The organism is Pseudomonas nitroreducens (assembly GCF_014204515.1).
GTDB lineage: Bacteria > Pseudomonadota > Gammaproteobacteria > Pseudomonadales > Pseudomonadaceae > Pseudomonas > Pseudomonas nitritireducens_A.
Genome location: NZ_JACHLI010000010.1, coordinates 196,565 through 220,475, shown reverse-complemented (window position 1 = coordinate 220,475; position 23,911 = coordinate 196,565). Strand labels below are relative to the sequence as shown.

17 protein-coding genes are annotated in these 23,911 nt (G+C 66.1%); 10 read left to right on the top strand and 7 right to left on the bottom strand.

Annotated elements, in window-relative coordinates; all coding sequences use genetic code 11:
* Positions 1-109: 109 nt before the first annotated feature.
* From HNP46_RS15150 to HNP46_RS15140, 3 genes are all read left to right on the top strand, one after another.
* Positions 110-3,052 (top strand): hypothetical protein, encoded by a 2,943-nt coding sequence (locus HNP46_RS15150; protein WP_184590288.1) that lies wholly within the window; start codon positions 110-112, stop codon positions 3,050-3,052.
* 225 nt (positions 3,053-3,277) lie between these two features.
* Positions 3,278-3,958 (top strand): response regulator transcription factor, encoded by a 681-nt coding sequence (locus HNP46_RS15145; protein ID WP_184590286.1) that lies wholly within the window; start codon positions 3,278-3,280, stop codon positions 3,956-3,958.
* Positions 3,959-4,258: 300 nt separating this feature from the next.
* A complete protein-coding gene (locus HNP46_RS15140) occupies positions 4,259-5,446 on the top strand; it encodes a hypothetical protein (RefSeq protein ID WP_184590284.1) in 1,188 nt (395 codons plus the stop codon).
* Between the two features lie 70 nt (positions 5,447-5,516).
* On the opposite strand, the gene xthA is transcribed toward HNP46_RS15140, so the two are convergent.
* Positions 5,517-6,329: an exodeoxyribonuclease III gene (gene xthA / locus HNP46_RS15135; protein WP_184590282.1), complete on the bottom strand. Its 813-nt coding sequence runs from the start codon at positions 6,327-6,329 to the stop codon at positions 5,517-5,519.
* Positions 6,330-6,447: 118 nt separating this feature from the next.
* Between xthA and HNP46_RS15130 the strand changes: the two genes are divergently transcribed.
* Entirely contained in the window at positions 6,448-7,095 is a 648-nt protein-coding gene (locus tag HNP46_RS15130; RefSeq protein ID WP_184590280.1) for a GNAT family N-acetyltransferase, read from the top strand.
* A gap of 14 nt (positions 7,096-7,109) precedes the next feature.
* Here HNP46_RS15130 and HNP46_RS15125 read toward each other — a convergent pair whose 3' ends face one another.
* Entirely contained in the window at positions 7,110-8,747 is a 1,638-nt protein-coding gene (locus HNP46_RS15125) for a WG repeat-containing protein (RefSeq protein WP_184590278.1), read from the bottom strand.
* A gap of 201 nt (positions 8,748-8,948) precedes the next feature.
* Here HNP46_RS15125 and HNP46_RS15120 point away from each other — a divergent pair, with 201 nt between their 5' ends.
* The 4 genes from HNP46_RS15120 (at position 8,949) to HNP46_RS15105 (ending at position 18,064) form a co-directional block, all read left to right on the top strand.
* Positions 8,949-10,676 carry an autotransporter assembly complex protein TamA gene (locus HNP46_RS15120; RefSeq protein WP_409372438.1) on the top strand — a complete coding sequence of 576 codons (1,728 nt, stop codon included), beginning with the start codon at positions 8,949-8,951 and terminating at the stop codon, positions 10,674-10,676.
* Positions 10,677-10,690: 14 nt separating this feature from the next.
* Positions 10,691-14,356: a translocation/assembly module TamB domain-containing protein gene (locus HNP46_RS15115; RefSeq protein WP_184590297.1), complete on the top strand. Its 3,666-nt coding sequence runs from the start codon at positions 10,691-10,693 to the stop codon at positions 14,354-14,356.
* A gap of 89 nt (positions 14,357-14,445) precedes the next feature.
* Entirely contained in the window at positions 14,446-17,163 is a 2,718-nt protein-coding gene (mgtA, locus tag HNP46_RS15110; RefSeq protein WP_184590276.1) for a magnesium-translocating P-type ATPase, read from the top strand.
* Between the two features lie 94 nt (positions 17,164-17,257).
* Complete coding sequence (locus HNP46_RS15105) at positions 17,258-18,064, top strand: substrate-binding periplasmic protein (protein WP_184590274.1); 807 nt, start codon at positions 17,258-17,260, stop codon at positions 18,062-18,064.
* A gap of 12 nt (positions 18,065-18,076) precedes the next feature.
* Here the strand turns inward: HNP46_RS15105 and HNP46_RS15100 are convergent, their stop codons facing one another.
* Complete coding sequence (locus HNP46_RS15100; protein WP_184590272.1) at positions 18,077-18,544, bottom strand: thermonuclease family protein; 468 nt, start codon at positions 18,542-18,544, stop codon at positions 18,077-18,079.
* A gap of 67 nt (positions 18,545-18,611) precedes the next feature.
* Complete coding sequence (locus HNP46_RS15095; RefSeq protein ID WP_184590270.1) at positions 18,612-19,604, bottom strand: aldo/keto reductase; 993 nt, start codon at positions 19,602-19,604, stop codon at positions 18,612-18,614.
* 115 nt (positions 19,605-19,719) lie between these two features.
* Here HNP46_RS15095 and HNP46_RS15090 point away from each other — a divergent pair, with 115 nt between their 5' ends.
* Together HNP46_RS15090 and HNP46_RS15085 are read left to right on the top strand one after the other, a co-directional pair.
* A complete protein-coding gene (locus HNP46_RS15090) occupies positions 19,720-20,631 on the top strand; it encodes a LysR family transcriptional regulator (protein ID WP_184590268.1) in 912 nt (303 codons plus the stop codon).
* A gap of 139 nt (positions 20,632-20,770) precedes the next feature.
* Positions 20,771-21,592, top strand: a complete 822-nt coding sequence (locus HNP46_RS15085; protein ID WP_184590266.1) for an alpha/beta fold hydrolase — start codon at positions 20,771-20,773, stop codon at positions 21,590-21,592.
* Positions 21,593-21,636: 44 nt separating this feature from the next.
* Here HNP46_RS15085 and HNP46_RS15080 read toward each other — a convergent pair whose 3' ends face one another.
* From HNP46_RS15080 to HNP46_RS15070, 3 genes are all read right to left on the bottom strand, one after another.
* The gene (locus HNP46_RS15080; protein ID WP_221454977.1) at positions 21,637-22,740 is read right to left on the bottom strand and encodes a hypothetical protein; all 1,104 of its coding nucleotides are present in this window, start codon (positions 22,738-22,740) and stop codon (positions 21,637-21,639) included.
* 200 nt (positions 22,741-22,940) lie between these two features.
* Complete coding sequence (locus tag HNP46_RS15075; protein ID WP_184590262.1) at positions 22,941-23,291, bottom strand: VOC family protein; 351 nt, start codon at positions 23,289-23,291, stop codon at positions 22,941-22,943.
* 38 nt (positions 23,292-23,329) lie between these two features.
* On the bottom strand, positions 23,330-23,839 hold the full coding sequence (locus HNP46_RS15070) for a hypothetical protein (protein ID WP_260403177.1): 510 nt from the start codon (positions 23,837-23,839) through the stop codon (positions 23,330-23,332).
* Between the last annotated feature and the right edge of the window lie 72 nt (positions 23,840-23,911).

The window sequence follows — 23,911 nt, the reverse complement described above, 5'->3', positions numbered from 1 at the left end:
CACATAGTGGCGCGCCACCTCTAGCTTGAACTTCCCATCATGCCTTGCCATGTGGACCCCTCAGAGTTGGTGTCCAACATCTGGGGGTCAGTTCAGCCGGAAGGTAATCATGACTCAGCCTCACAGTGCTTTCAGGCCCCTCCCGGCCGGCCCCGAGCATCGTCTCAAATCGATTCCGCTGGCGGTTCACACGGCCAGCGCTTCGTCCTGGGGACGCCCCTGGCGCAAGCATTCGCTGGGGCTGCCCGCTCCGCGTGCCCTGACATTCAAGGGCCTGCGCTTGCCGGCCCAGGCCCTGCGTTCCTGGCTGCACCTGCTCGCCCGTGCCGGCATGCTGGGCGCACGTCCGGTTCCGGCCAGCATCCTGAGTCCGCCGCTGGATGATGACGACGTCCCACAGCGAATCCAGGACCTGGGTTTTGAATTTTCCTCCGAGATGATCCTGGATTTCGCCCAGCTGGCTCGACAGTCACGTCTCAAAAACGAGGAGGGCGCAGCTCAAAACGATACGGAAGTGCCCGCCCCGGAACTTCAAATTGCGACGTTGGATCCGTCCCCGAATTCGGCTCTGGAGCCGTTGACGGAAACCGACAGTGTTTCTCCGGATTGCATGGATCAGGTCTTCCTGGATGGCCAGGCAACCGGTGCGGAAAGCGCTCCCATTGCACCTGAGCAACTATCTCCTGCCACTTCGATACAGGATGCCCCGCCTGCGGTCGAGGCCGCGCCAGCCCAGGAGGCTGCTGCACCGGCAGTTGAAACCGAGGCGCAAGCCCGGCACGCCCGGCGCATGAACAAACTGTATGAGAGATTCGTCGCCAAAGCGGCCGGCCAGAGTGAGAGTGATCCGGCTGAGCCCGCCGGCCTTGGCCTGTCCGCCTCAGGAGATGCGGGTCCTGAGTGGGCAGAGTCGGTTGTGGCCCATTCCGGCGAGACGGACGTGCCGGCCGAGTCGGGTATTTCGGCCTCCCGTGATATGGACGGTCAGGAGGCATTCGAGACAGTACAGCCAATGTCCGCTTCGCTCGACGAACCTGCCGTTTCGGAAGCGATGGATCCGCACGAGCAGACTGGCGTCCCTGCTCCGGAACTGGCGGCGGTTGCTGAGCCTGTCACGCAGGCGATTGCCGAAGCCGTTGCCGTACTCCACCCGGAGTCACCTGCAGATGAGACGCCGTCTGCCGCGGTTGAGGTCGAAGCCTTCGCCCGAGCGCTGGATGAAACCGTCGCTGCAGAGGGTGCCAAGCAGCCTTCGCCGACGGTCTCGGACGTCCCCGCAATGGCCCCGGAACTGGAGCCGCTCGCCGAACAGGGCGAAGCGCCAGTAGTGACGGAAGCAACCGGGCAAGCGGCCTTGGCGGAGCTGGAAGAGATTGCAATCGCTGTCTCGAAAGTCGAGACAGTCTCCGAGCCGGGCCTTGTGCAGGCGGTCGAGCCTCCTGCGTCGGCGGAAGCAGGAGAGGTCGCCGAAGCTATGCCGAGCGCAGAAGCGGTCGATCAGCCCGAATTGCTCGTCGTTGACGTTCATGACAGGCAGATCGAGGCTGAGGCGGACGTGCCAGCCGCGGTGAGGGCCGTTGAACAGCCGGAGTCACCGATGACCACGCCAGAGGCAGTCATGGCTGAGCCGGAAGCTGAGGATTTCTTCGAGCAGACCGCTGCGCAAGCGACCGGGCCAGCCGAAATACCTGCGATGGAAGAGCTTGAACCGGTCCGCGCTGCTGATGCGGTTTCGCAATCCCTGGACGAGGTGGTCGCCGTGGAACTGGACGAGTTGACCACGCTGCGCGGGATGGAGGCGCGGGAAGAAGTTGCTGCGGCCGTGCCTGCCAAGGAACCGTTCGTGGGACCACCGGTACCAGCTTCCCACGGCTCTCTGCGGACCCTGGAATCGGAGTTCGTCGGCGATGCCACGGTGACGGAATCTGCGCAAGCCGATGCACCGAACGAATGGCCCGAGGTGGCCATGCAGTGGGAGCCGGTGGATCGAGCGCTTCAACCAGAGCTGGAAATGGCCGGTTCTTTGGCTCCCGATGTTCCAGTGGAAACTGAATTCCAGTTGGACGAGATCACCGACGATGACTCTTTCGATCCGATGATCTCCAGCCTGGAAGATGCACTGGCACTGCTGGCGGCAACCAATGGCCCGAGCGATGTCGAGCCTCGGCGTAAGCGGACTGACGATGTCAAACGCAAAGTCGTGCCTGTGTTCGCGGCTCGGCGGGCGACACCGGCACAGCGGCCATCAGCTCTGGCCGAATCGGATGGCTCGCTGGCGGCGATCTTCGCCAAGGCCTTCAGCCCCCAGATGACAACTCACAGCAACCTTGAGGCAGTAGCGCTTCAGGGAATCTTGATCCAGAAGGAATTTGCAATGAGCGAGACACTAGAAGTAGTCACTGAGGCCGAGGGTCTGGACCAGTCGGTTCCCATCACCTCTTCGGAGTTGCAGGAAGTGGCGGCGACATTGAGCGTACCGAAGCTGGAGGCTGACCCGGACGACGTGCTGTCCGACGTCCAGAATACCCTCAACTCCCTGGCGGGCATGGCCCAGGGGCTGACCCAGCAGAAACAGGCGGCGGGCCGACTGCAGGATGAGCTGGAGGAGTGGAACAGCCAACTGTTGGAACGCGAACGTCTGGCCAGTGATAAGGAGGAGCGTCTGGCCCAGCTGGATAGCCATCTTCTTGAAGCCAAGACCAACCTGGATCGTCTGGCGGCGGAGAACAATCGACTGCTGACCGAGCGCAGCGAAGCTCTCAAGCAACTGGCTCACTCGGTGGACCAGCGTGACAGGAGCACCCTCAAACGCGCCGAGGCGATGCAGGTCGAGCAACTACGCAACGACGAACTGGCGGCCAGTCTGCGCGCCCGATCCATTGAGCTGGATGAGCGGGAAAGTTCGCTCAAGCGCAAGGGTGAAGAACTCGCGGTTCGCCTCAAGCAACTGCAAAGCGCCAAGGACAAGTTCAGCGCCATCGTCAAGAGCTTCAACGAAACGGTGCAGTTCAACACGACGCTGTCTGCCATCTCGAAATCGGTAACCGAGTAAAGCCCGAGGCCGGGATGTCGACGACACTCCGGCCTCTGTTTTTCTGCATCGACGAGCGAAGTCCGGAGGTCCGATGCCATCAGAACAAGGGAAGGTCTGGTGGCATCCGCTTTTCGGACTGCTGTAGCCACCGATGCAGTCGTTGGAACGCCCCTGCGCAGGGTTCGAGCCTTGCTGTCAGGGACGGGAACCAGATGAAACGCGGCCGAGACTACAAGGAGTGACATGGCCCGCATCGTACTCATCGAACCGTCACGGCGCGACTTCATCGCAATCCGTCGGTTCCTGCAATCCAGCGGTCATCAGTGCGACCTGCATTTCAGGTTCGCACGTCAGGCACTGAGCCATCTGAAAGTCGGTGATTTCGACCTCCTGGTGATCACTCTTGAGCTACCGGATATCCATGGTCTGGAGCTGGTTGCGATGTTGCGCCGCGCCGGTCAGTTGGTCACTGGTACTCCCGTGCTGGTGTGTTCAAGCCTGGGGTCGCCACTGAACATTCAGCGTGCCATCCGCGGAGGCGTTTCCGGTTTCCTGCTGTTGGACGATCGTCCGACGCTGATCGGTCGGGCTGTCGACGCTGTACTGGCAGGTGGGACCATCTTTCCCGAGCAGGCGCGGGTTCCCCTGGGGGACGATCCGCGTGCGAAATCTGCGCTGATCTTCCCTTCTCATCTGGTCGCTGTCCTGCATGGCCTGCACCGCGGCGTCACCACGGCGTCACTGGCCGAGCACCTGGCGCTTTCCGGAGCCAGCATCGGTCAGCACAAGCGGCAGTTGATGCGCAAGCTGTCTGCAGGAACGCTGGATGAACTGTTCCGGGTCAGTGAGGAGATCGGTTTGCTGCAGCGGCGGCGGGATTTGCCAGATAGCGACTCTGAGTGCGGCGGGACCCTCGGGCCCTAGGGTGGGGAAAGCTTCCCGAAGCGTCTGCCGTGGGCACCTGACGTATGACTTCTTGCGTAGTTTTCCTTCACCCATGAAGGAATTTACTGACATTCACGCCGCCGCGTAGCTGTGAGAATTCCATCTGCAACCTGTTCTGCCTTTCCATCAGAGAGCGCAGGGCAGCCCATCGACATCTATCGACCGGTTTGCCCTCCGAACCCCAGGAGAGGCAGTGCCTGTCAGTCACCGATCCTGTTCGGCGGTTCATGCCGGGTGGTGGCTGGGGTACGGGCGATCACCCTCAGGGTAGGACGTTTCATGACTTCAACATCGAAGCAGAGCGAAGAACACGGACTCTCCCGCGTGGACAGCGCTATGCAGAACGGTCAGGCCATCGAGCCACTGGGATCTCCGATGGATGCGGAGTGTGACAAGGCACTGCTGCATTCCGAGCTTTCCGCGGTCCATCGCCCCCGGGGCGCGTCGCGTTCGTCCCTGTCGGCAGGGTACATCCCGATTGCCGCCTCAGGTCCCGAGCAGCCGGTGAGCAGTGATGTTTTCGACCCGCTTGCCCAGGAGCAGATGGTGAGCGAAACAGCCCCGGCGCCCGATGACAATGCTTTCGAGCTGCTCGAAAGGGACCTGGCTGAGCTCGGCTCGTTCCTCGAAGCTCCTGGCGTGGACCCGGACGACGAGCACCAAGGCGCCGCGCCTGCTGTGGCTCCGTCCGTTCCAACCGCCCTGTCAGAGTCTGCCGTGTTCGACGCTGCCGATCAGCTCACTTCCGCTCAGCCAATTTCCCACTCTTCCCACGAGGAAACCTCGATCATGAATGTCCAAGTTCAACACCAGCGGGAACAAGCCAGTTCCGATACCACCATCGTTCGGGATGCAGTCGAGTCTGCCGTGACCGCTTACCAGTCGTCGGCGATGGAAACTGATGGCGTTCTCCATGATGTGCAGTCGACTCTCGATTCGCTGGCTGGCATGGCTCACGGCCTGTCTCAGCAGAAGCTGGAAATCATGAAGATGCGCGAAGCGCTGGAAGAGCGCCGGCTGACAACAGTAGAACGTGAGCGCCAACTGGCCGAGCGCGAGGATCGCTTGAGCCAGCAGGAGCTGCGCCTGCAGGAGGAGAAACAGGGGGTCGAGCGCGTGGCCGAGCAGAATGCTGCAGTCCTCGCTGAGCGCAGTAATGCGCTGCAGGCCCTGGCAGAAACCGTGGACAGTCGTGATCGCGCAACGACCAAACGTGCCGACGTACTCAACCAGGAGCAGCAGAGCATCGAACGTCAGCTCAACCAGATGCGCTCCCGCGCCCAGGATCTGGATGATCGCGAAGCCGGGTTGCAGCGCCAGAGCGCTGAGCTGGCAGACCGCTTCAAGCAGTTGCTGGACGCCAAGGAACGCTTCGGCGCCATCGTCAAGGGCTTCAACGAGACCGTACGCTTCAATACCACCTACAGCGCCATCAGCAAGTCGGTTGGCAGCGCCGAAGAGGTCTGAGCAGGCCACGCCTGCAGGGCATGAAAAAGCCCGGCAATTGCCGGGCTTTTTCGTGGTCGCGGAATATCCCTTACGCCAGTTGCAGCCAGATCGGCGCGTGGTCCGAGGGTTTTTCCATGCTGCGGATGTCGTAATCCACGCCGGTATCGGCGATGCGTCCGCGCAGGGCTTCGGAGGCGAGAATCACGTCGATGCGCAGGCCGCGCTTGGGGTTGTCCTCGAAGCCGCGGCTGCGGTAGTCGAACCAGCTGAAACGGTCGTCCACGCTGGGGTTCTGCAGGCGGAAGCTGTCCACCAGGCCCCAGCCCTTGAGACGCGCCAGCCACTCGCGTTCTTCGGGCAGGAAGCTGCACTTGCCGGTCTTCAGCCAGCGCTTGCGGTTTTCCTCGCCGATGCCGATGTCGCAATCTTCCGGGGAGATGTTGATGTCGCCCATCACCACCAGGGGCTGGTCAGGCTGGAAACGGGTTTCCAGCAGGTCCTGCAGGTCGGCGTAGAAGCGCTGCTTGGCCGGGAACTTCACTGGATGGTCGCGGCTTTCGCCCTGGGGGAAGTAGCCGTTCATCACGGTGATCAGCTGTCCCTGGGCGTCCTTGAAGGTGCCCCAGATGAAGCGCCGCTGGGATTCCTCGCCGTCGTTGGGGAAGCCGCGCTGCAGCTCCAGCGGTTCCTCGCGGGAGAGCAGGGCCACGCCGTAATGGCCCTTCTGGCCGTGGTAGTGAACGTGGTAGCCGAGGGCTTCGATTTCCGCGCGGGGGAACTGGTCGTCGGCGACCTTGGTTTCCTGCAGGCCGATGACGTCCGGCTGGTGGCGCTCGATGACGGCCTGGAGCTGGTGGGGACGTGCGCGCAAACCGTTGATATTGAAGGAGACGATTTTCATCCTGGACGTCCTGGCAAAAGGAGGATGCTAGCCCAAGCTGGCCGGCCCTGGCGACCCCGGCGCGGCGCTGCTAGGGTTTCGGAGCCGGAACCCGACCCTAACAACAAGAGGCGTCCGCATGCCTGATACCCTCGCCGAAGTCCGTCTGCTGGACAGCGGATACAGCCGTGAAGTCCGTTCGCTGCTGTATCACGCCTATCGCCATGAGCCCACCTTCGCCTACCTGTTCGAGTCCGATCGCCCCGGTTTCGACCAGCGCGTGCGCGCAACCATCCGCGAGTTGGTCAACCAGCACTTCCTCGAGGAGCTGCCGGCCATCGGCCTGCTGCTGGAGGACCGGGTGGTGGGTGTGGCGCTGATCGTCCCGCCGCAACGCCGTCTGGATGTCACCGAAAGCTGGTTCTGGCGCATGCGCATGCTGCTGACCACCGGCCTGGGCTGCACCCGGCGTTATCTGGACTACCACGCGGCGGTGCTCGGCTGCCTGCCGCCGGGACCGTATCACCTGCTGCCGCTGATCGGCATCCACCCCGAGTTCCAGGGTCGGCACCTGGGCGAACAACTGCTCGATGCGCTGCACGCCTGGTGCGCCGAGGACGGTGGTTCCCAGGGCCTGGTGCTCGACACCGGCAACGCGCGCTACCTGGAGTTCTACCGTCGCCACGGCTATCGGGAATTGGGTGAGGTGGCGCTGGGGCCGATCCGCGAGCACGTGCTGTTCCATCCCAACCCCGTGCCGACAGCGCAGCAGGGGTTGCAGCTCTGAGGTAATGGCGGCGCTCAGCCGGCGTGGGCCAGGGCAGGACAGAAGGGTGTCGGGTCCAGTGGCCAGATCGGTTGCCCGGCGCTGTCCACCAACTGGGCGGCGCCGCAGTCGGTGCGGCGCACGCTGAAGCGCACCTGACCCTTCAGGTCGCGCAGGCTCAGCAGACCTTTCCAGTCCTGGCCCTGCACGTTTTTCAGGCTGTAGTCCCTGACCATCTGGTGCTGGGTATCGACCTCCAGCACCGTACCGCGCGCCGGCACGATGAGGCGGCCTTGCAGGTCGTAGAGCGCGGACGGGGAGTCGGCGCTGAGCCCCGTCTGGCTGCGCAGGAACCGGCCGCTGGGGTCCAGGCTGGCGCCGATGAAATCGGTGGGCGCGACCAGACGAATCGCGGAGCGATCGAGAATGCCGACGGCGGGCAGTTCGATCGGTTCGCCCTGGTAGCTCAGGCGGATTTTCGGTGAATGGCGGTCGCTGAAGAGGAAGCGGTCCTGCCCCAGGGCGCCGATCTGCTCGTAGTCGGGAGCGATGAGTTCCTTGCCCTCGTCGGTACTGAAGATGCCGCGAGTCATGTGCATCGGCGCCGAAGAATAGGTGCCGATCATCGCGTAGCCCGCTACGTAGTGACTCTGACCCCAGGGGTCGGTACCGGCATTGCCGGCATAGTCATAGGTGGGGGGCAGGCGCCACTGGCCCTGGCGGTCGATGAGGCCGTAGCGGCCGAACAGGCTGGCACCGTCGTGGCGCCACTCCTGGGCGAGGGCGCCCTGCTGGCCGAACGGCAGGCAGTTGACGAAGCGCGGCGCGATGACCACCTGGCCGTGGTAGTCCAGGTAGCCGCAGGGCTTGTCCTGCGCCTCGCGGAAGGCCACCAGACCCTGGCTGGGGACGCCCAGCCAGGGGTACTTGAGGCCGAACAGCGCGCTGCCGCTGCGGTCCGCCAGGCCGAAGCGGCCGGCCGCACTGACCACCGAATAGCCATCGTTGCGCGGACCGATGTGGTCGTAGGCGACCGGTTGCTGCGCGCCGCTGTCCAGGTCGATGACCCAGTTGCTGGCACCGCGCCGAGCCATCAGCAACCGGGTTCTGTCGGGGCTGTCGCTCTGGGTCGGGATCCAGTCGTAGAGCGCCTCGGTCAGCGCCTGCCCGTGGGTGTCGAGCACACCGTTCCAGCCGTCGATCTCGTAGACGATGTAGCTGCCATCGCTGCTGGGCGTGAGGCGATCGAAGCGCGGCGCCTGCAGTTGTCTGCCGTGGCGGTCCAGGATGCCGTAGAGACCGTCGCGGGCGAAGCCGTACAACTGGCCGGGCAGCAGGATCAGTTCGTCGGTGAAGGCGCTCCGCAGCACCTTGCCGCCGTCGAGGCTGATCAGGTCCCAGTGGCCATTGCGCGAGGCGAAGACCGGGCTGTCCAGGCCGGTCGCCAGGATATTGCCGAAGTCGTTGTCGAAGCCCAGCAGCACCTTGCCGTCCGGGGCCAGCACGCCGCACTTGCCGTTCAGGCAGAGCGCCGTGGCGGGTTGCTCTGTCGGGGTGGAGCGGGCTGCTGCCGATGGGCTTGAGTCGCCCGCGCCCGGTTTGCAGGCCGACAGGATGAGCAGTGACGTGGCCAGAATGGCCAGGCGGAAGGTGGGGATCAGGCAGTTGTTCATCGAAGCTGGAATGTGCGGACTGGAGGATCGCCAGTCTGCAAGAGACGCCCGCTGGGCCTGGAGATGAAAGTCCCGATGCAGTGTGTAGGATCGTTCTGTTGTTGTAAGCGGACCTGTCAGCGGCTCTGCATTGGGCTATTCTGCGGGGCCCCTCGCCGTAGACGTCTAGGATCGCGTATTCCCGTGCTAGCATTTCGCGCCATGAGAGTTGTCCAAGGATTGCTTGGGCTGCTGCTGGTAATGGCCTTCTGCTTGCAGAGGGTACTGGCGGCCGAAGCCCATCTCGATGTTCGTATCACCCCCGCCAACGCTGCGCTCAAGGCCAATATCGAGGCCTACGTGGGCAGCCTTGGCGAGCGTGATCTGGCGGCCCTGCAACGGTTCCGGCGCAATGCCGGCGAGCAGGCGCAGAAGGCCGCCCAGGCCCTGGGCTATTACCAGGCGCGGATTCGCACGCGGGTGCGTGACGACAAGGTGCCGACCCTGCGGATCACTGTGACCCCCGGAGAGCCGATCCACCTGCGCCACGTGACCGTTCGTGTCGATGGCCCGGCGGCGCAGCTCAGGAGCTTCCGCGTGCCCGGCGGCGATGCGCTCAAGCCAGGGGCGCAGCTCAATCACGGCGCGTACGAGGACGCCAAGCGGCTGATCCAGAACCAGGCCTCGCGCTTCGGTTTCTTCCGCGGCCAGTTCACCCAGCAGCAGTTGCGCGTCGACCCCGAGGCCGGCGTCGCCGACATCGATCTGGTGTACGCCAGCGGGCCGCGCTACCGCCTGGGCAAGGTCGACTTCGCCGGCGACTTCCCCTTCGACGAGGACCTGCTGCAGCGCATGGTGCCGTTCAAGGAAGGCGCCGACTACGACTCCGAGCAGATCGCCGACCTCAACCAGGCGCTGCAGTCCAGCGGCTATTTCGACGGCGTGCGGGTCGACGCCACGCCGACCAACGCCGATGCCGAGGTGGTCCCGGTTCACGTCCATCTGGAAGCGCGCAAGCCGCGCACCATGGGCCTTGGCCTGGGCTTCTCGACGGACGTCGGGCCGCGCGCGCGGGCCACCTGGACGCGCCACTGGGTCAACCCGCAGGGCCACAGCCTGGGCTTCGAGGCGGAAGTCTCGGCGCCCCGGCAGAACGTCGGCGCCTGGTACGAGATTCCCCTGGACCCGCCGCTCACCGACAAGCTGCGCTTCACCAGCGGCTACCAGTACGAAGACCTGGTGGACACCGAGAGCAAGCTGCTGACCCTGGGCGGCGAGTGGCACCACAAGCTCGACAGCGGCTGGCAGCGGGTCGTCTCGCTGAACTGGCAGCGCGAGGAGTACAAGCTGGGCGACGATTCGGGTCTGAGCAGCTTCCTGATGCCGGGCATCGGTTATTCGATCCTCGAGGCCGACAACAAGATCGACCCCGGTGAAGGCTACCGCTTGCAGTTCGAAGTGAAGGGCGCCAAGGAAGGTCTGCTGGCCGACGCCGACGTGGCCCATGTCAACGCCATGGCCAAGGGCGTCACCAGTTTCTGGGGAGGACAACGCTTGCTCGGTCGCTTCCAGGTCGGCGGCATCGCCACCAACAACTACAGCGCCATCCCGCCGTCGTTGCGTTTCTTCGCCGGCGGCGACCAGAGCGTGCGTGGCTACGACTACCAGACCCTGTCGCCAAGGAACTCCGATGGCGACCGTATCGGTGGCCGCTACATGGTCGCCGGCAGTGTCGAGTACCAGTACCCCATCGCCGAGCGCTGGCGCATCGCCGCCTTCGTCGACCAGGGCAACTCGTTCAACTCGCTGGACTTCCCCTCGATCAAGACCGGCGTCGGTATCGGCATCCGCTGGATTTCCCCGGTCGGCCCGCTGCGCCTGGACCTTGCCGACGGCCTCGACGAAGACGGCGGCATCCGCCTGCACTTCTCCATGGGGCCTGAGCTGTGAGTCGCGCGGGCTGGATGCGCGCGTTGCGCTGGAGCCTGGGCGGCCTGCTCGGGCTGATCCTGCTGCTGGCCATCGGGGTAGCGATCCTGCTCGGTACGCCGGCGGGCAGTCGTGCCTTGCTGAGCTGGGTGCCGGGCCTCTCCGTCGAGGAGTTCGACGGTCGCCTTGCCGGTGGTTTCAGCGCCAGACGCCTGGAGTGGAGCGATGGCGCCACCCACCTGGTGCTCGACCAGCCGCAGATCGACTGGTCGCCGGCCTGCCTGCTGCGCATGACCCTGTGCCTGCGCCAGGTGGTTGCCAATGACGTGCTGCTGACCCTGCCGCCCAGCGAGCCGAGCGAGTCCTCCGGACCGATCGAGCTGCCCGATCTCAGCCTGCCGTTGTCGCTGGAGCTGGGCGACATCCGCATCGGCCGTTTCCTCCTCGATGGCCAGGAACAGTTGCGCGACGCCCAACTGGCGGCGCACTGGGACCATGACGGGTTGCACATCGACTCGGTGAGCCTGGCCCGCGATGGCCTGAGCCTGTCGCTCAAGGGCCTGCTCAAGCCGACCCAGGGCTGGCCGCTGGAGGCCGAAGGCACCCTGGGCCTGCCGGCGCCGGGTGACAAACCCTGGACCCTGCAACTGCAGGCCAGGGGCGAGCTGATGGGCCACCTGAAATTGCAGGCGCAAAGCAGCGGCTACCTGGACGGCAAGCTGGAAGGCGACCTGCAACCCCTGGCGGAGAACCTGCCGGCCACCGCCCTGGTGACTGCCGACGGCTTCAAGGCCGACGCTTCGCTGCCCGACACCCTGACCCTGAACCAGCTGCGTCTGAATGCCAGCGGCAACCTCAAGGACGGCTACCAATTGGCCGGCGCCGCCGTGCTGCCCGCCGAGGAAAGCCCGGTAGTACTGACCCTGCGTGGCCGCGTGGATGCCCAGGGGGCGGACATCGCCGCGCTCGACCTCAGTGCCGCCAAGGACCAGCGCGTGGCCGTGACCGGCCGCCTGGACTGGAAGGACGCCTTCGCCGCCAACGCCAGGCTCGACTGGCTGGACTTCCCCTGGCGCCGCCTGTACCCGCAGATCGACGAGCCGCCGGTCAGCGTGCACACCTTCAAGGCCGAAGTGAGCTACAGCGCTGGCGCCTACCTGGGCAACTTCGATGGCGCCTTCCGAGGGCCCGCCGGCGATTTCACCCTGGCCAGCCCGGTGTCGGGCAACCTCGCGGAAGTCTTCCTGCCGTCGCTGAAACTGGTGGCGGGGCAGGGCAGGGCCGAGGGACACCTCAAGGTCGGTTTTGCCGATGCGGTGACCTGGGATGCCGCCCTCGACCTGTCCGACCTCGATCCGGCCTACTGGCTGGAAGAGATGCCCGGCCGGCTCGGCGGACCGCTGCGCAGTCAGGGTTCGCTCAAGGGCGAGGTGCTGAACCTCGACGCCAACCTCGACCTGCAGGGCCGCCTGCGCGGCCAGCCGGCTGCGCTCAAGGCGAAAGCCACGGCGGCGGGGCAGGCGTGGAAGGTCGATGACCTGTCCCTGCAACTGGGCGACAACCGCATCAGCGGGCAGGCCGCGCTGGACCAGCGCCTGTCCGGCCGCCTGGACATCGCGCTGAATCGCCTGGGCCAACTGTGGCCGCAACTGTTCGGTCAGGTCAGCGGCCGCCTCGATCTGGCCGGCACGCTGCAGGCGCCGCAAGGCCAGCTGAAACTCGATGGCCAGCGCGTCGCCTACGCCGATCAGGGATTGCGTTCGCTGGACCTGACGGCCTCCCTCGACGCCGCCCAGCGTGGCCGGGTGACTCTGACGGCGCAGGGCCTGCGCAGCGGCGACAGCGATTTCGGCGTGCTCAAGCTGGAAGGCAGCGGCGACCGCCAGCGCCAGCAGCTCACGCTGAACCTGCAGGGCAAGCCGCTGGCGCTCGACCTTGGCCTGGATGGCAGCTGGAACGGCAAGGATTGGCGCGGGCGCCTCGCAAAAGGCGACATCCAGAGCGGTGGCCAGGACTGGCGCCTGCAACAGCCGGCGCGCCTGGAGCGCCTGGCGGACGGGCGGATCAACCTCGGCGCCCATTGCTGGGCCTCCGGTCCGGCCAGCCTGTGCATGGAAGACCAGCGGCTGATGCCCGATCCGCGCCTGCGCCTGCACCTGCGCGAGTTCCCGCTGGACAGCCTGGCGCGCTGGCTGCCCGACGACTTCGCCTGGAAGGGCAAGCTCGACGGCGACGTGCAGCTCGACCTGCCGGCCAGCGGGCCCAACGGCTCCGTGCTGATCAACGCCAACAACGGCACCCTGCGCATCAAGGAGCAGGAGGAGTGGGTCGACTTCCCTTACCAGCGCCTGCAACTGGAAAGTCGCCTGACGCCCCGGCGCATCGACACCAGCCTGCAGTTCCTCGGCGACCGGCTGGGCAGCCTGGAGGCCCAGGTGCAGCTCGACCCGCGGCCGAAGAGCAAGCCGGTGAGCGGCACCTTCCGCCTCAACGGCCTGGACCTTGCCGTGGCCCGGCCGTTCGCGCCCATGGTGGAAACCCTCAAGGGCCACCTCAATGGCAGCGGGCAGATTTCCGGCGGCCTGCTGGCGCCGCGGGTCGATGGCCAATTGCAGATCAGCGATGGCGAAATCTCCGGCGGCGACCTGCCGACCCGCTTCGAGCAGTTGCAGGTCACCGCGCGGATCGCCGGCGAGCAGGTCGACCTGAGCGGCGACTGGAAGGCCGGTGAGCACGGCAACGGCAGCCTGTCCGGGCGCATCGCCTGGGCCAGCGGGCTGGATGTCGACGTCAAGCTGCGCGGCAATCGCCTGCCGGTGACGGTGGAGCCCTACGCCAATCTCGAGGTCGAGCCTGACCTGACGGTGCAGATGGCCGGTGACAAGCTCGCTGTCTCCGGCTCGGTGCAGGTGCCGCGCGGCGCCATCGTGGTTCGCCAGTTGCCGCCGTCCACGGTGAAGGTGTCCGACGACACCGTGATCGTCGGTGACAAGCAGGAGCCCAAGGCCGCTACCGCGCTGAACATGGACATCGACGTCAGGGTCGGCAGCGACAAGCTGACCTTCAGCGGTTTCGGCCTGAACGCCGACCTTGCCGGCCAGGTGCACATCGGCAACAACCTCGACACCCGCGGCGAACTGCGCCTGAACAATGGCCGTTACCGCGCCTATGGACAGAAGCTGACTATCCGCCGCGCGCGGCTGCTGTTCGCCGGACCCATCGACCAGCCCTACCTGGACGTCGAGGCGATCCGCAAGGTCGACGACGTGGTCGCCGGCCTGCGCCTGACCGGCAATGCCGAGCAGCCGCGCAGCGAAGTGTTCTCGGAACCGGCGATGAGCCAGCAGCAGGCGCTGTCCTACCTGGTGCTGGGGCGGCCGATGTCCAGCGGCGAGGACAGCAACATGCTCGGCGAGGCAGCCCTGGCCCTGGGCCTGGCCGGCAGCGCGCCGCTCACCGGCGAGGTCGCCCAGCGCCTGGGTATCCAGGATTTCCAGCTGGACACCGAAGGCACCGGCAACAGCACCAGCGTGGTCGCCAGCGGCCAACTCTCCGACCGCCTCAGCCTGCGCTACGGCGTGGGCGTGTTCGAGCCGGCCAACACCATCGCGCTGCGCTACCTGCTGAGCAAGAAGGTCTATCTGGAGGCCGCCAGCGGGCTGGCCAGCTCGCTGGATATCTTCTACAAGCGCGACTTCTGACGACCGCTTGTCCGGCGGTCTTCATGGCGTCTTAAGGAAGCCGCCGCAGACTCCCCAGCGCCGCCGTTCGCGGCGTCAGGGGAGTTCTCATGCGTCTGGACTTCGTCAGGGCCCACCTGCTCGAATTCATCAACAAGGGCTTTCCGGCCCGTCAGCTGCGTCGGCTGGCTTCGCGCGACCTGCTGCGCGGCAGCGCCGCCGGCCGCCAAGCTGCCCCAGCGCTGACATCGGCCTTGCTGGAATGGTCGGCGCTGGAGCCGGCCGTGGTGCTGGAGCGCCTGGAGAGCCACCGTGACGGCCTGAGCGAAAGCGAGGCGGCGGAACGGCGGCTGCGCGTGGGACCCAACGAAGTCGACCAGGTGCGCCCCATCGGGGCCGGGCTGCACCTGTGGTACTGCTACTGCAATCCCTTCAACCTCCTGCTCAGCGTACTCGCGGCGGTGTCCTGGTGCAGCGGCGACATCGAGGCGGCGCTGGTCATCGGCAGCATGGTGGCGATCTCCACGCTGCTGCGTTTCATCCAGGAAAAACGCTCCAATCGCGCGGCCGAGCGGCTCAAGGCGATGGTCAGCAACACCGCCACGGTGTTCCGCAGTGCCGAGGAGCAAGGCACGACCCAGCGCCGGGAGGTGCCGATCGACGAACTGGTGCCCGGCGACCTGCTGTGGCTCTCGGCGGGCGACATGGTGCCGGCCGACGTGCGCCTGCTCAGCGCCAAGGACCTGTTCGTCGGCCAGGCGGCACTCACCGGCGAATCCCTGCCGGTGGAGAAGTTCGCCCAGCTGCGCGATGCCCGCCAGAGCAACCCGCTGGAGCGCGACAGCCTGTGCTTCATGGGCACCACCGTGGTCAGCGGCTCGGCCCAGGCGGTGGTGATCGGCACCGGTGCGCGCACCTACTTCGGCTCCCTGGCCGAGCGGGTGATCGCCAGCGACCGGACCCCCACGGCTTTCCAGGCCGGGGTGAACCGCGTCAGCTGGCTGCTGATCCGCTTCATGCTGGTGATGGCGCCGGTGGTGCTGTTGCTCAACGGCTTCACCAAGGGCGACTGGCCGCAGGCGGCGCTGTTCGCCCTGTCCATCGCCGTCGGCCTGACCCCGGAAATGCTGCCGATGATCGTCACCTCGACCCTGGCCAGGGGCGCGGTGGCGCTGAGCCGGCGCAAGGTGATCGTCAAGCGCCTGGACGCCATCCAGAACTTCGGTGCGATGGATATCCTCTGCACCGACAAGACCGGCACCCTGACCCAGGATCGCATCGTCCTCGAGCGCCATACCGACGCCTTCGGCCAGGTGCAGGATCGCGTGCTGCAACTGGCTTTCCTCAACAGTCACTACCTGACCGGCCTGAAGAACCTGCTGGACGTCGCCGTGCTGGAGCATGTCGAACTGCGCCAGGCGCTGAAGGTCGACAGCCGCTTCCACAAGCTCGACGAGATCCCCTTCGATTTCGCACGCCGGCGCATGTCGGTGGTGGTCAGCGAACGCGACGATCTGCACCTGCTGATCTGCAAGGGCGCCCTGGAGGAGGTGCTGGCGGTCTGCACGTCGGTGGAGACCGCCGCGGGCGTCGAGCCGCTGACCGGGGCGCGCCTGCAGCGCATCCGCGCGGTGGCCGACGAGCTCAACCAGGAAGGCCTGCGGGTAGTCGCCGTGGCCACCCGCGAACTGCCGCCCGAACGCGATGCCTACGGCGTGGCGGACGAAACCGGGCTGTGCCTGGCGGGCTACATCGCCTTCCTCGATCCGCCCAAGGAAACCACCGCCCCTGCGTTGCGCGCGCTGGCCGCCAGCGGCGTGGCGGTCAAGGTGCTCACCGGCGACAACGAGCGGGTCAGCCTGAAGGTCTGCCGCGACGTCGAGCTGCCGGTCAGCGGCGTGCTGCTCGGGCCGGAGCTGGACGAGCTGGACGATGCCGCGCTCGGCGAGCTGGCCGAGCGCACCACGCTGTTCGCCAAGCTCACCCCTGGTCACAAGGAACGCCTGGTCCGCGTGCTGCGCGAGCGCGGCCACGTGGTCGGCTTCCTCGGCGACGGCATCAACGACGCACCGGCGCTGCGCACGGCGGACATCGGCATCTCGGTGGATTCGGCGGTGGACATCGCCAAGGAAGCCGCCGACCTGATCCTCCTGGAAAAAAGCCTGATGGTCCTGGAGGAGGGTGTCATCGAAGGGCGGCGTACCTTCGCCAACATGCTCAAGTACATCCGCATGACCGCCAGCTCGAATTTCGGCAACGTGTTCAGCGTGCTGCTGGCCAGCGCCTTCATCCCGTTCCTGCCGATGCTGCCGTTGCAGCTGCTGGTGCAGAACCTGCTTTACGACCTGGCGCAGGTGGCGATTCCCTTCGACCAGGTCGACGACGAACTGCTGCGCCAGCCGCAGCAGTGGAACCCGGCGGGCCTGGGGCGTTTCATGCTGTTCTTCGGGCCGCTCAGCTCGATCTTCGACATCGCCACCTTCTTCGTGCTGTGGCATGTGTTCGGCGCCCAGTCGCCCGGGCAGCAGGCGCTGTTCCAGTCCGGCTGGTTCGTCGAGGGGCTGATCTCGCAACTGCTGGTGGTGCACATGATCCGCACGCGGCGCCTGCCGTTCCTGCAGAGTCGCGCCGCCTGGCCCCTGCTGGGCATGACCCTGGCGATCAGCGCGGTGGCGATCTTCCTGCCCATGGGCCCGCTGGCGCATTCGTTCCGCCTGCAGCCTTTGCCGCTGGGCTACTGGCCGTGGCTGGTGGCGATCCTGCTGGGCTACATGGCGCTGACCCAGGCGGTGAAGGGCTGGTTCGTCCGCCGCTACGGCTGGCAGTGAAGCTTCACAACCGACGGACGAAACGCTGAGCCGCTGGTCATTCGACATCTACGTTCAATACACTCGGGGCATCCGTCTTCTCCTGTCGTGAGTCGTGATCTTGCCGCTGCAAGCCCCGCCACCGTCGTTTCCGCCCCGCGCACGCCTGACGTGCCTGGCCTTTCTGGGCCTGGCGCTGCTGGCCGCGCCGCTGGCCGCCTGCGAGAAGACCCTGCGCTGGGACGACGACCCGCCGTTCAGCATGCAGTTGCCCGATGGTCGCATCGGCGGCCTGTACGTCGAACTCAATCGCGAAGTGCTGGAACGCCTCGGCTGCCAGGTGCGGATGGTCAAGCTGCCCTGGGCCAGGGCGCTGCGGGAACTGGAACAGGGCCGGCTCGACGTGCTGCCCGGGGCCTTCCGCAAGCCCGAGCGCGAGGTCTATGCCTGGTTCTCCGGCACCGTGCTGCCGCCCTCGCGCAATATCCTCTTCGTCCGCCGCGACCTGCCGCAGCGTGACAGCCTGCAGCAGTTATCCGATCTGCCGGGCAGCGATTTCCGCCTCGGTGCGCAGATCGATGTTTCCTACGGCGAACCCTACCGCCAACTGATGGCCGACCCCGACTTCGCCGCGCGGGTGTTCTTCAACCCCAGCCGCAGCAACCTCTGGCACATGGTCGACAAGGGCCGCATCGACGGCATCATCGCCGACGAGCACAGTGGCCAGTACGAACTGCAGCAGCTGGGCCTGGGCGGCAATATCGGGCCGACGCCGGTGGTGGTGTCAGCCGAATCCGCCGAAGTCGCCTTCAGCAAGCGTACCCAGGACGAGGACTTCGTCCGCCGCTATGCGCAGACGCTGAAAATGCTGGTGGACGAAGGCGAAGATCGACGCATCCTGGCGCACTACGTCAGCAATTGATCTCCCACCCGGTCAGGGTTTGCGCCAGAGATTGGTGCGCCGCGCCTTCGCTTCGTGCTCCTCGAACTGGTACTGCCCCTCTTCCTCGGGTGTCTGCGCGTCGTTCTGACGCCAGCGTGCCAGGCCGATGCTCAGCTGCGCGCGGCCGATATCCAGGGTGTGGCCACAGTTCGGGCATTCCGCCGGGGTGACCCAGACCGCCGCGCGGAGACTGCCGTCGGCTTGCTGCTCGGCGAGCTTGAGCGTGGCGCTCTTGCCCAGGGAAAGCTGCACCAGAGCGGCGCGGGAGCGCTGGCCGAAGGGTTTCTCCAGCTCGGGAGCCTGGATGCCGCGCAGGTGGATGGTGGTCTCAGTGCCGTCGCTGCGCTGGCAGGTCAGCTGGTCGCCGCTGAATACGGCGGTGACCTGGCACTCTTCATCCGCGAAGGCGGCAAGGGGCAGGAAGACAAGGGCGAGCAGGGCGGCGGGAACGAAACGCATGGGACCTCCGGTGGACCCCGTCAGCATAACCGCTGGCGGCGTCCTCCGGGGCCCTGATGCCGGGCTTTTACTGGATCAGCGCCATCACCTGTTCGCTGTAGCGCGGGCCTGCGGCCGCGCCGGCCGGGAAGATCGCATCCAGCTCCAGCAGCTCTGCCCGGGTCAGCGCCAGGTCGACGGCGGCGACGTTCTCCTCCAGGTACTTGCGCTGCTTGGTGCCGGGGATCGGCACCAGATGCTCGCCCTGGGCCAGCACCCAGGCCAGCGCCAGTTGCGACGGTCTCACGCCGCGGGCAGCGGCCAGTTCGGCGACCTTGTCCACCAGTTGCAGGTTCTTCGCGAAGTTTTCCCCACTGAAGCGCGGGCTGGAGCGGCGGTAGTCGTCTGCGGCGAAGTCATCCGGGCTTTTCAGCGCACCGGTGAGGAAGCCCCGGCCCAGTGGGCTGTAAGGCACGAAGCCGACGCCCAGGCGTGCGCAGGCGGCCAGCACGCCGTTTTCCTCGGGGTCGCGGGTCCACAGCGAGTATTCGCTCTGCAGCGCGGTGATCGGGTGGACCTTGTGGGCGCGCTCCAGCGTCTCCGCCGAAGCCTCGCTCAGGCCCAGGTAGCGTACCTTGCCGGCCTTCACCAGTTCAGCCATGGCGCCGACGGTTTCCTCGATGGGCACCTTGGGGTCGACCCGGTGCTGGTAGTAGAGGTCGATGTGATCGGTGCCCAGGCGTTTCAGGCTGCCTTCCACGGCCTGGCGGATGTATTCCGGGCTGCCGTTGGCGCCACGCACCTGGGGTTGTTCCGGGGTGCGCACGATGCCGAACTTGGTAGCGAGGAACACCTGCTCGCGCTTGCCCTTGAGCGCGCGGCCGAGCAGTTCTTCGTTGGTGTGCGGGCCGTAGATGTCGGCGGTGTCGAGCAGGGTGATGCCCAGTTCCAGCGCGCGGTGCAGGGTGGCAATGGATTCCTGCTCGTCGCTACCGGTGGTGTAGAAGTCGGACATGCCCATGCAGCCAAGGCCGATGGCGGAAACGACGGGGCCTTGCGGGCCCAGGCGACGGGTTTTCATAGGAGGATGCTCCGGGTGGGAAAGGGGGCAGGTCCATTCTTGTTGTTTGCTGGGCATGGATAAACCGGTGGATTACGGTTTAACTATTCGGTCTGGATGAATAATCGGAGTCGCCATGGACCGCTTGCAGGCCATGCAGGTCTACACCCGCATCGTCGAACTCAAGGCCTTCGGCAAGGCGGCGGACAGCCTGCAACTGCCGCGCGCCAGCGTGACCCAGCTGATCCAGCAACTGGAGGCACACCTGGGCGTGCAACTGCTGCGCCGCACCACGCGGCAGGTCAGCGTCACCGCCGACGGCCAGGCCTACTACGAACGTTGCGTGCGCCTGCTGGAAGACCTGGAGGAAGCGGAGAACTGCTTCTCCGACTCACCGGCCAATTCCTCCGAGAATCCGCGCGGCAAGCTGCGCGTCGACCTGCCCAGCTCGCTGGGGCGGCTGGTGGTGATTCCGGCCTTGCCGCAGTTCTGTCGGCGCTACCCGCAGATCGAGCTGGAGCTGAGCCTCAACGACCGCCAGGTGGACCTGGTGCGCGAGGGCGTGGATTGCGTACTGCGCGCCGGCGAGCTGCCCGACTCCAGCCTGGTCGGCCGGCGCATTGCCGAGTTGGAGCAACTTACCTGCGTGAGCCGCGATTACGCGCAGGAGTTCGGCCTGCCCGAGCACCCGGAGCAGCTGGAAGGGCACCTTGCGGTGAACTACCAGTCCGCCTCCAGCGGGCGCATCTTCGACCTGGAATTCCGCTTCGACGGCCAACTGCGCACCCAGCGGCTGCCCAGCCGGATCACGGTGAACAACGCCGACGCCTACATTGCCGCCTGCCGCGCCGGCTTCGGCCTGATCCAGGCGCCGCGCTACCACCTGAGCGAGGGCCTGGCCAGCGGCGAACTGGTCGAAGTGCTGCGCGGCTGGCAACCACCGCCACTGCCGGTGAGCGTGCTCTATCCCATACGCCGGCAGATGTCGCGGCGCCTGCGGGTGTTTTCCGACTGGCTCGGCGGGCTGTTCGCGGCGGGCATCGGCTGAGCCGTCGCTCGTCGGAAAGCTGCTGGCCTGCGCTGCCGGCGTCACCGGCCTGACTATGCTCAAGGCCGCCGTAGAGCGGTCCGCAGTCGCCGAAGTTGCGGCGTTTCTTTTCAACCAAAGTCTGAAGGAAACGACCCAAATGAGCATCGTCAAAGCGAAAGATGGCACTGAAATCTTCTACAAGGACTGGGGCAGCGGGCAGCCGGTGGTGTTCTCCCACGGCTGGCCGCTCAATGCCGATGCCTGGGATGCGCAGATGCTGTTCCTGGTGCAGAAGGGCTACCGGGTCATCGCCCATGACCGCCGTGGGCACGGCCGTTCCGGCCAGCCGGCCAACGGCAACGATATGGATACCTACGCCGACGACCTGGCGGCGGTGATCGACGCGCTGGACCTCAAGGATGCCACCCTGGTGGGCCACTCCACTGGGGGTGGCGAGGTGGCGCACTATATTGGTCGCCATGGCACCCGGCGGCTCTCCGGCGCGGTGCTGATCGGCGCGGTGCCGCCCCTGATGCTCAAGACCGCGGCCAACCCCGGCGGCCTGCCGATCGACGTGTTCGACGGCATCCGCAAGGGCGTCAAGGAAGACCGCTCGCAGTTCTACAAGGACCTGGCGCTGCCGTTCTACGGCTACAACCGGCCGAACGCGAAGACATCCCAGGGGGTGATCGACAATTTCTGGCTGCAGGGCATGACCGGCGGACACCTGGGCCATTACCTGTGCATCCACGAGTTCTCCGAGGTGGACTACACCGAGGACCTGAAGAAGATCGACGTGCCTGTGCTGATCCTGCACGGTGACGACGACCAGATCGTGCCCATCGGCGCCGCCGGCCAGCGCTCGGTGGAACTCGTCCAGCGCGGCGCGCTCAAGGTCTACAAGGGCGGCCCCCACGGCATGTGCACGACCATGGCCGACCAGGTGAACGAGGACCTGCTGAACTTCCTCAATCGCTGAAGTGAAGTCTCCGGGGCCGCCCGGCCCCGGTATTCGACACGAAGTCAGCGCTCGCCGGACTGTCCGCCGACGGTCTTGCTGATGGCGCTCAGCGCCGTGTTGAAGCGCACGGTCTCGTTGAAGCTGCGGACAATGGCGCTGAAGCGCTCCTTGGCATCCACCAGTTGCTTGAAACGTTCGGTCAGCTCGTGGTCCTTCTGCTGCAGCATGGTCTCGCGGCCATCCAGTTCGGTGTGGCGCACGCGCATCTGCGCCAGCTTCCTCTCCAGTTGCTCCTGCTCGGCCTGCAATACTTCTGAACGCTTGGCGGTGGCGCGGTCGCGGCTGTCGACGGTTTCCGCCAGCGACTGCAGGGTGGCGCTGCGTTCGGCCAGGGTAGCGGCCTGCTGTTCGCCCAGTCGGGCCAGCGCGGCCTTCTCCTGCTGCAGGCGTTGCTCCCATTGGCGCAACGCTTCCTCGCGCTCATTGAGCAGGCGCTCGCGTTCATCGGCCTGTTCGTGGCGTGCGTCCAGCGTCTCGCGCTCCTTGATGGACTCCAGGCGCTGCTGCGACAACCCCTGGGCCATGCCGGCCAGGGAGTCCAGGGTGCTCTGCACGTCCTGCAGGACGTTCTCGGTGTCGCTGGATTGCGCTGACATGGCGTCCGCCAGCAACGGGTCGGCGGCACTCGGCGAATTGGCGGTCGACGCAGCGGGTTCGCTGCTGCTCCGGCTCGCCTCGCGCTGCAGGGTCTCGTTCAACCTGTCCAGCTGATCCAGGGTGCGCTGGGCGCTCTGCTGCTGTTTCAGGGCATAGTCGGTGGCGCCCGGCGAGTAGGCGCTGGACTGGCCGGGGGCGGCGCCGAGGGAGTCCGGCAGTTGGCCGGGCGGCAGGTCGTAGAGTTGCGAGAGGTGATCATCCGGGTGGGCGAAGGGGCGCTGCGGGTCGGGCTGGCCGGCTCCTTCCGTGGGTTCCTTGGAGTTGCGAATACTCATGGTGGTCTCCTGGGGCTGTTCCTTCGGGTCGCCCGGCGGTATCGGAGTCGATGGGTTGGCGCGCGGTGCAAACAGGCTGCCCAGGCGCGCGGTGAACTGGCGAACCCGAGCCATGGCCGGTAACCGCTGCGGCAAGGCCGGAGCCAGGGTCTGCATCTGCGTCTGCAGGGACACGGACGGCACGGAGACTGAGGGTTCGAGCGACTCTGGCATGGCGGTGCTCACGCGGGATGCTTGCGCTGTCTCGGGCGGCGTACTGTGTGGCTCGCTCTCAACTGGGTAGCCGACGATCGCCCATTAGCAGTTTAGGTCGAGACCGAAGCTTTGCCGGGCGAAGTGGATTTGTGGTGGGGTGGGTGACGAACGGCAGATCTTCAGCGGTGCTCCAGCACGTTCACCAGGCTGCCCAGCGGATCGCGCAGAAAGAACCGGCGCACGCCCCAGGGCTCGACGGTCAGCGGGTAGACGACCGCGTGACCGCCGGCAAGGGCGCGTTCATGCACCTGATCGAGATTGTCCACTTCGATGGACAGGTCCGGCACCGGTGCGCCGGAGCCGCCTTCGCTGGCCAGGCTCAGTTGCGCGAGTGCGCTTTCACCGCTGGCCAGGGTGATCAGCCAGCCGTGGTCCATCACCACGTCGAGGTCGAACAGTTCGCGGTAGAAACGCGCCACTTCTTCAGGCTTGCCGGTGGCGAGGTTGGCGACGATGCGGCGAACGGTCATGGCGGCGCTCCGTAAAGGGACGCCGCCAGCATAGACGCTCAGTGGGCCGGGCGTGCCGGCGGCATGCGCCGACGGTGGATGCGGTAGAACTGGTAGAGCACGCCGAGGATGCAGAGCAGCAGGGCGATCATCACGGTGGTCTGCACCGGCGGCGAGTCCGGGCCCTGGCCGATGGGGGCGGACGGCGGCAGGCGCGACAGCGATTCGTTGAGCGAGGGGATCATCATCAGGAAGAAGCTGAAGCTCATGGCCGCCGTTTCCAGGTACTCGCCCAGGCCGCCCAGCGCACTGATCCGCTGCGCATAACTGCCCACCGCGATGGCCACCAGGCAGAGGATGCCGATGGCATGCCCGGCATTGAAGCCGCCGGTGCTGGACAAGCCGAAAGCGGTCAGCACGCCGAGGATCATTCCGTAGACATACCAGCGCCCGAGCGGGCTGCGCGGGTCGATGCGTCCCGCGCGGTAGAACGCCCAGATGCCGGCGACCAGGGGCACCAGGCTGATGGCGGTATGCACGATGCCCAGGGTGGAAAGCGGGTTGGCCATGACGAACTCCTCGCAAGCGGACACATTTGTACGAGCAGGAACGCCACGCATCCACGAACTGTGCCGGGGCAC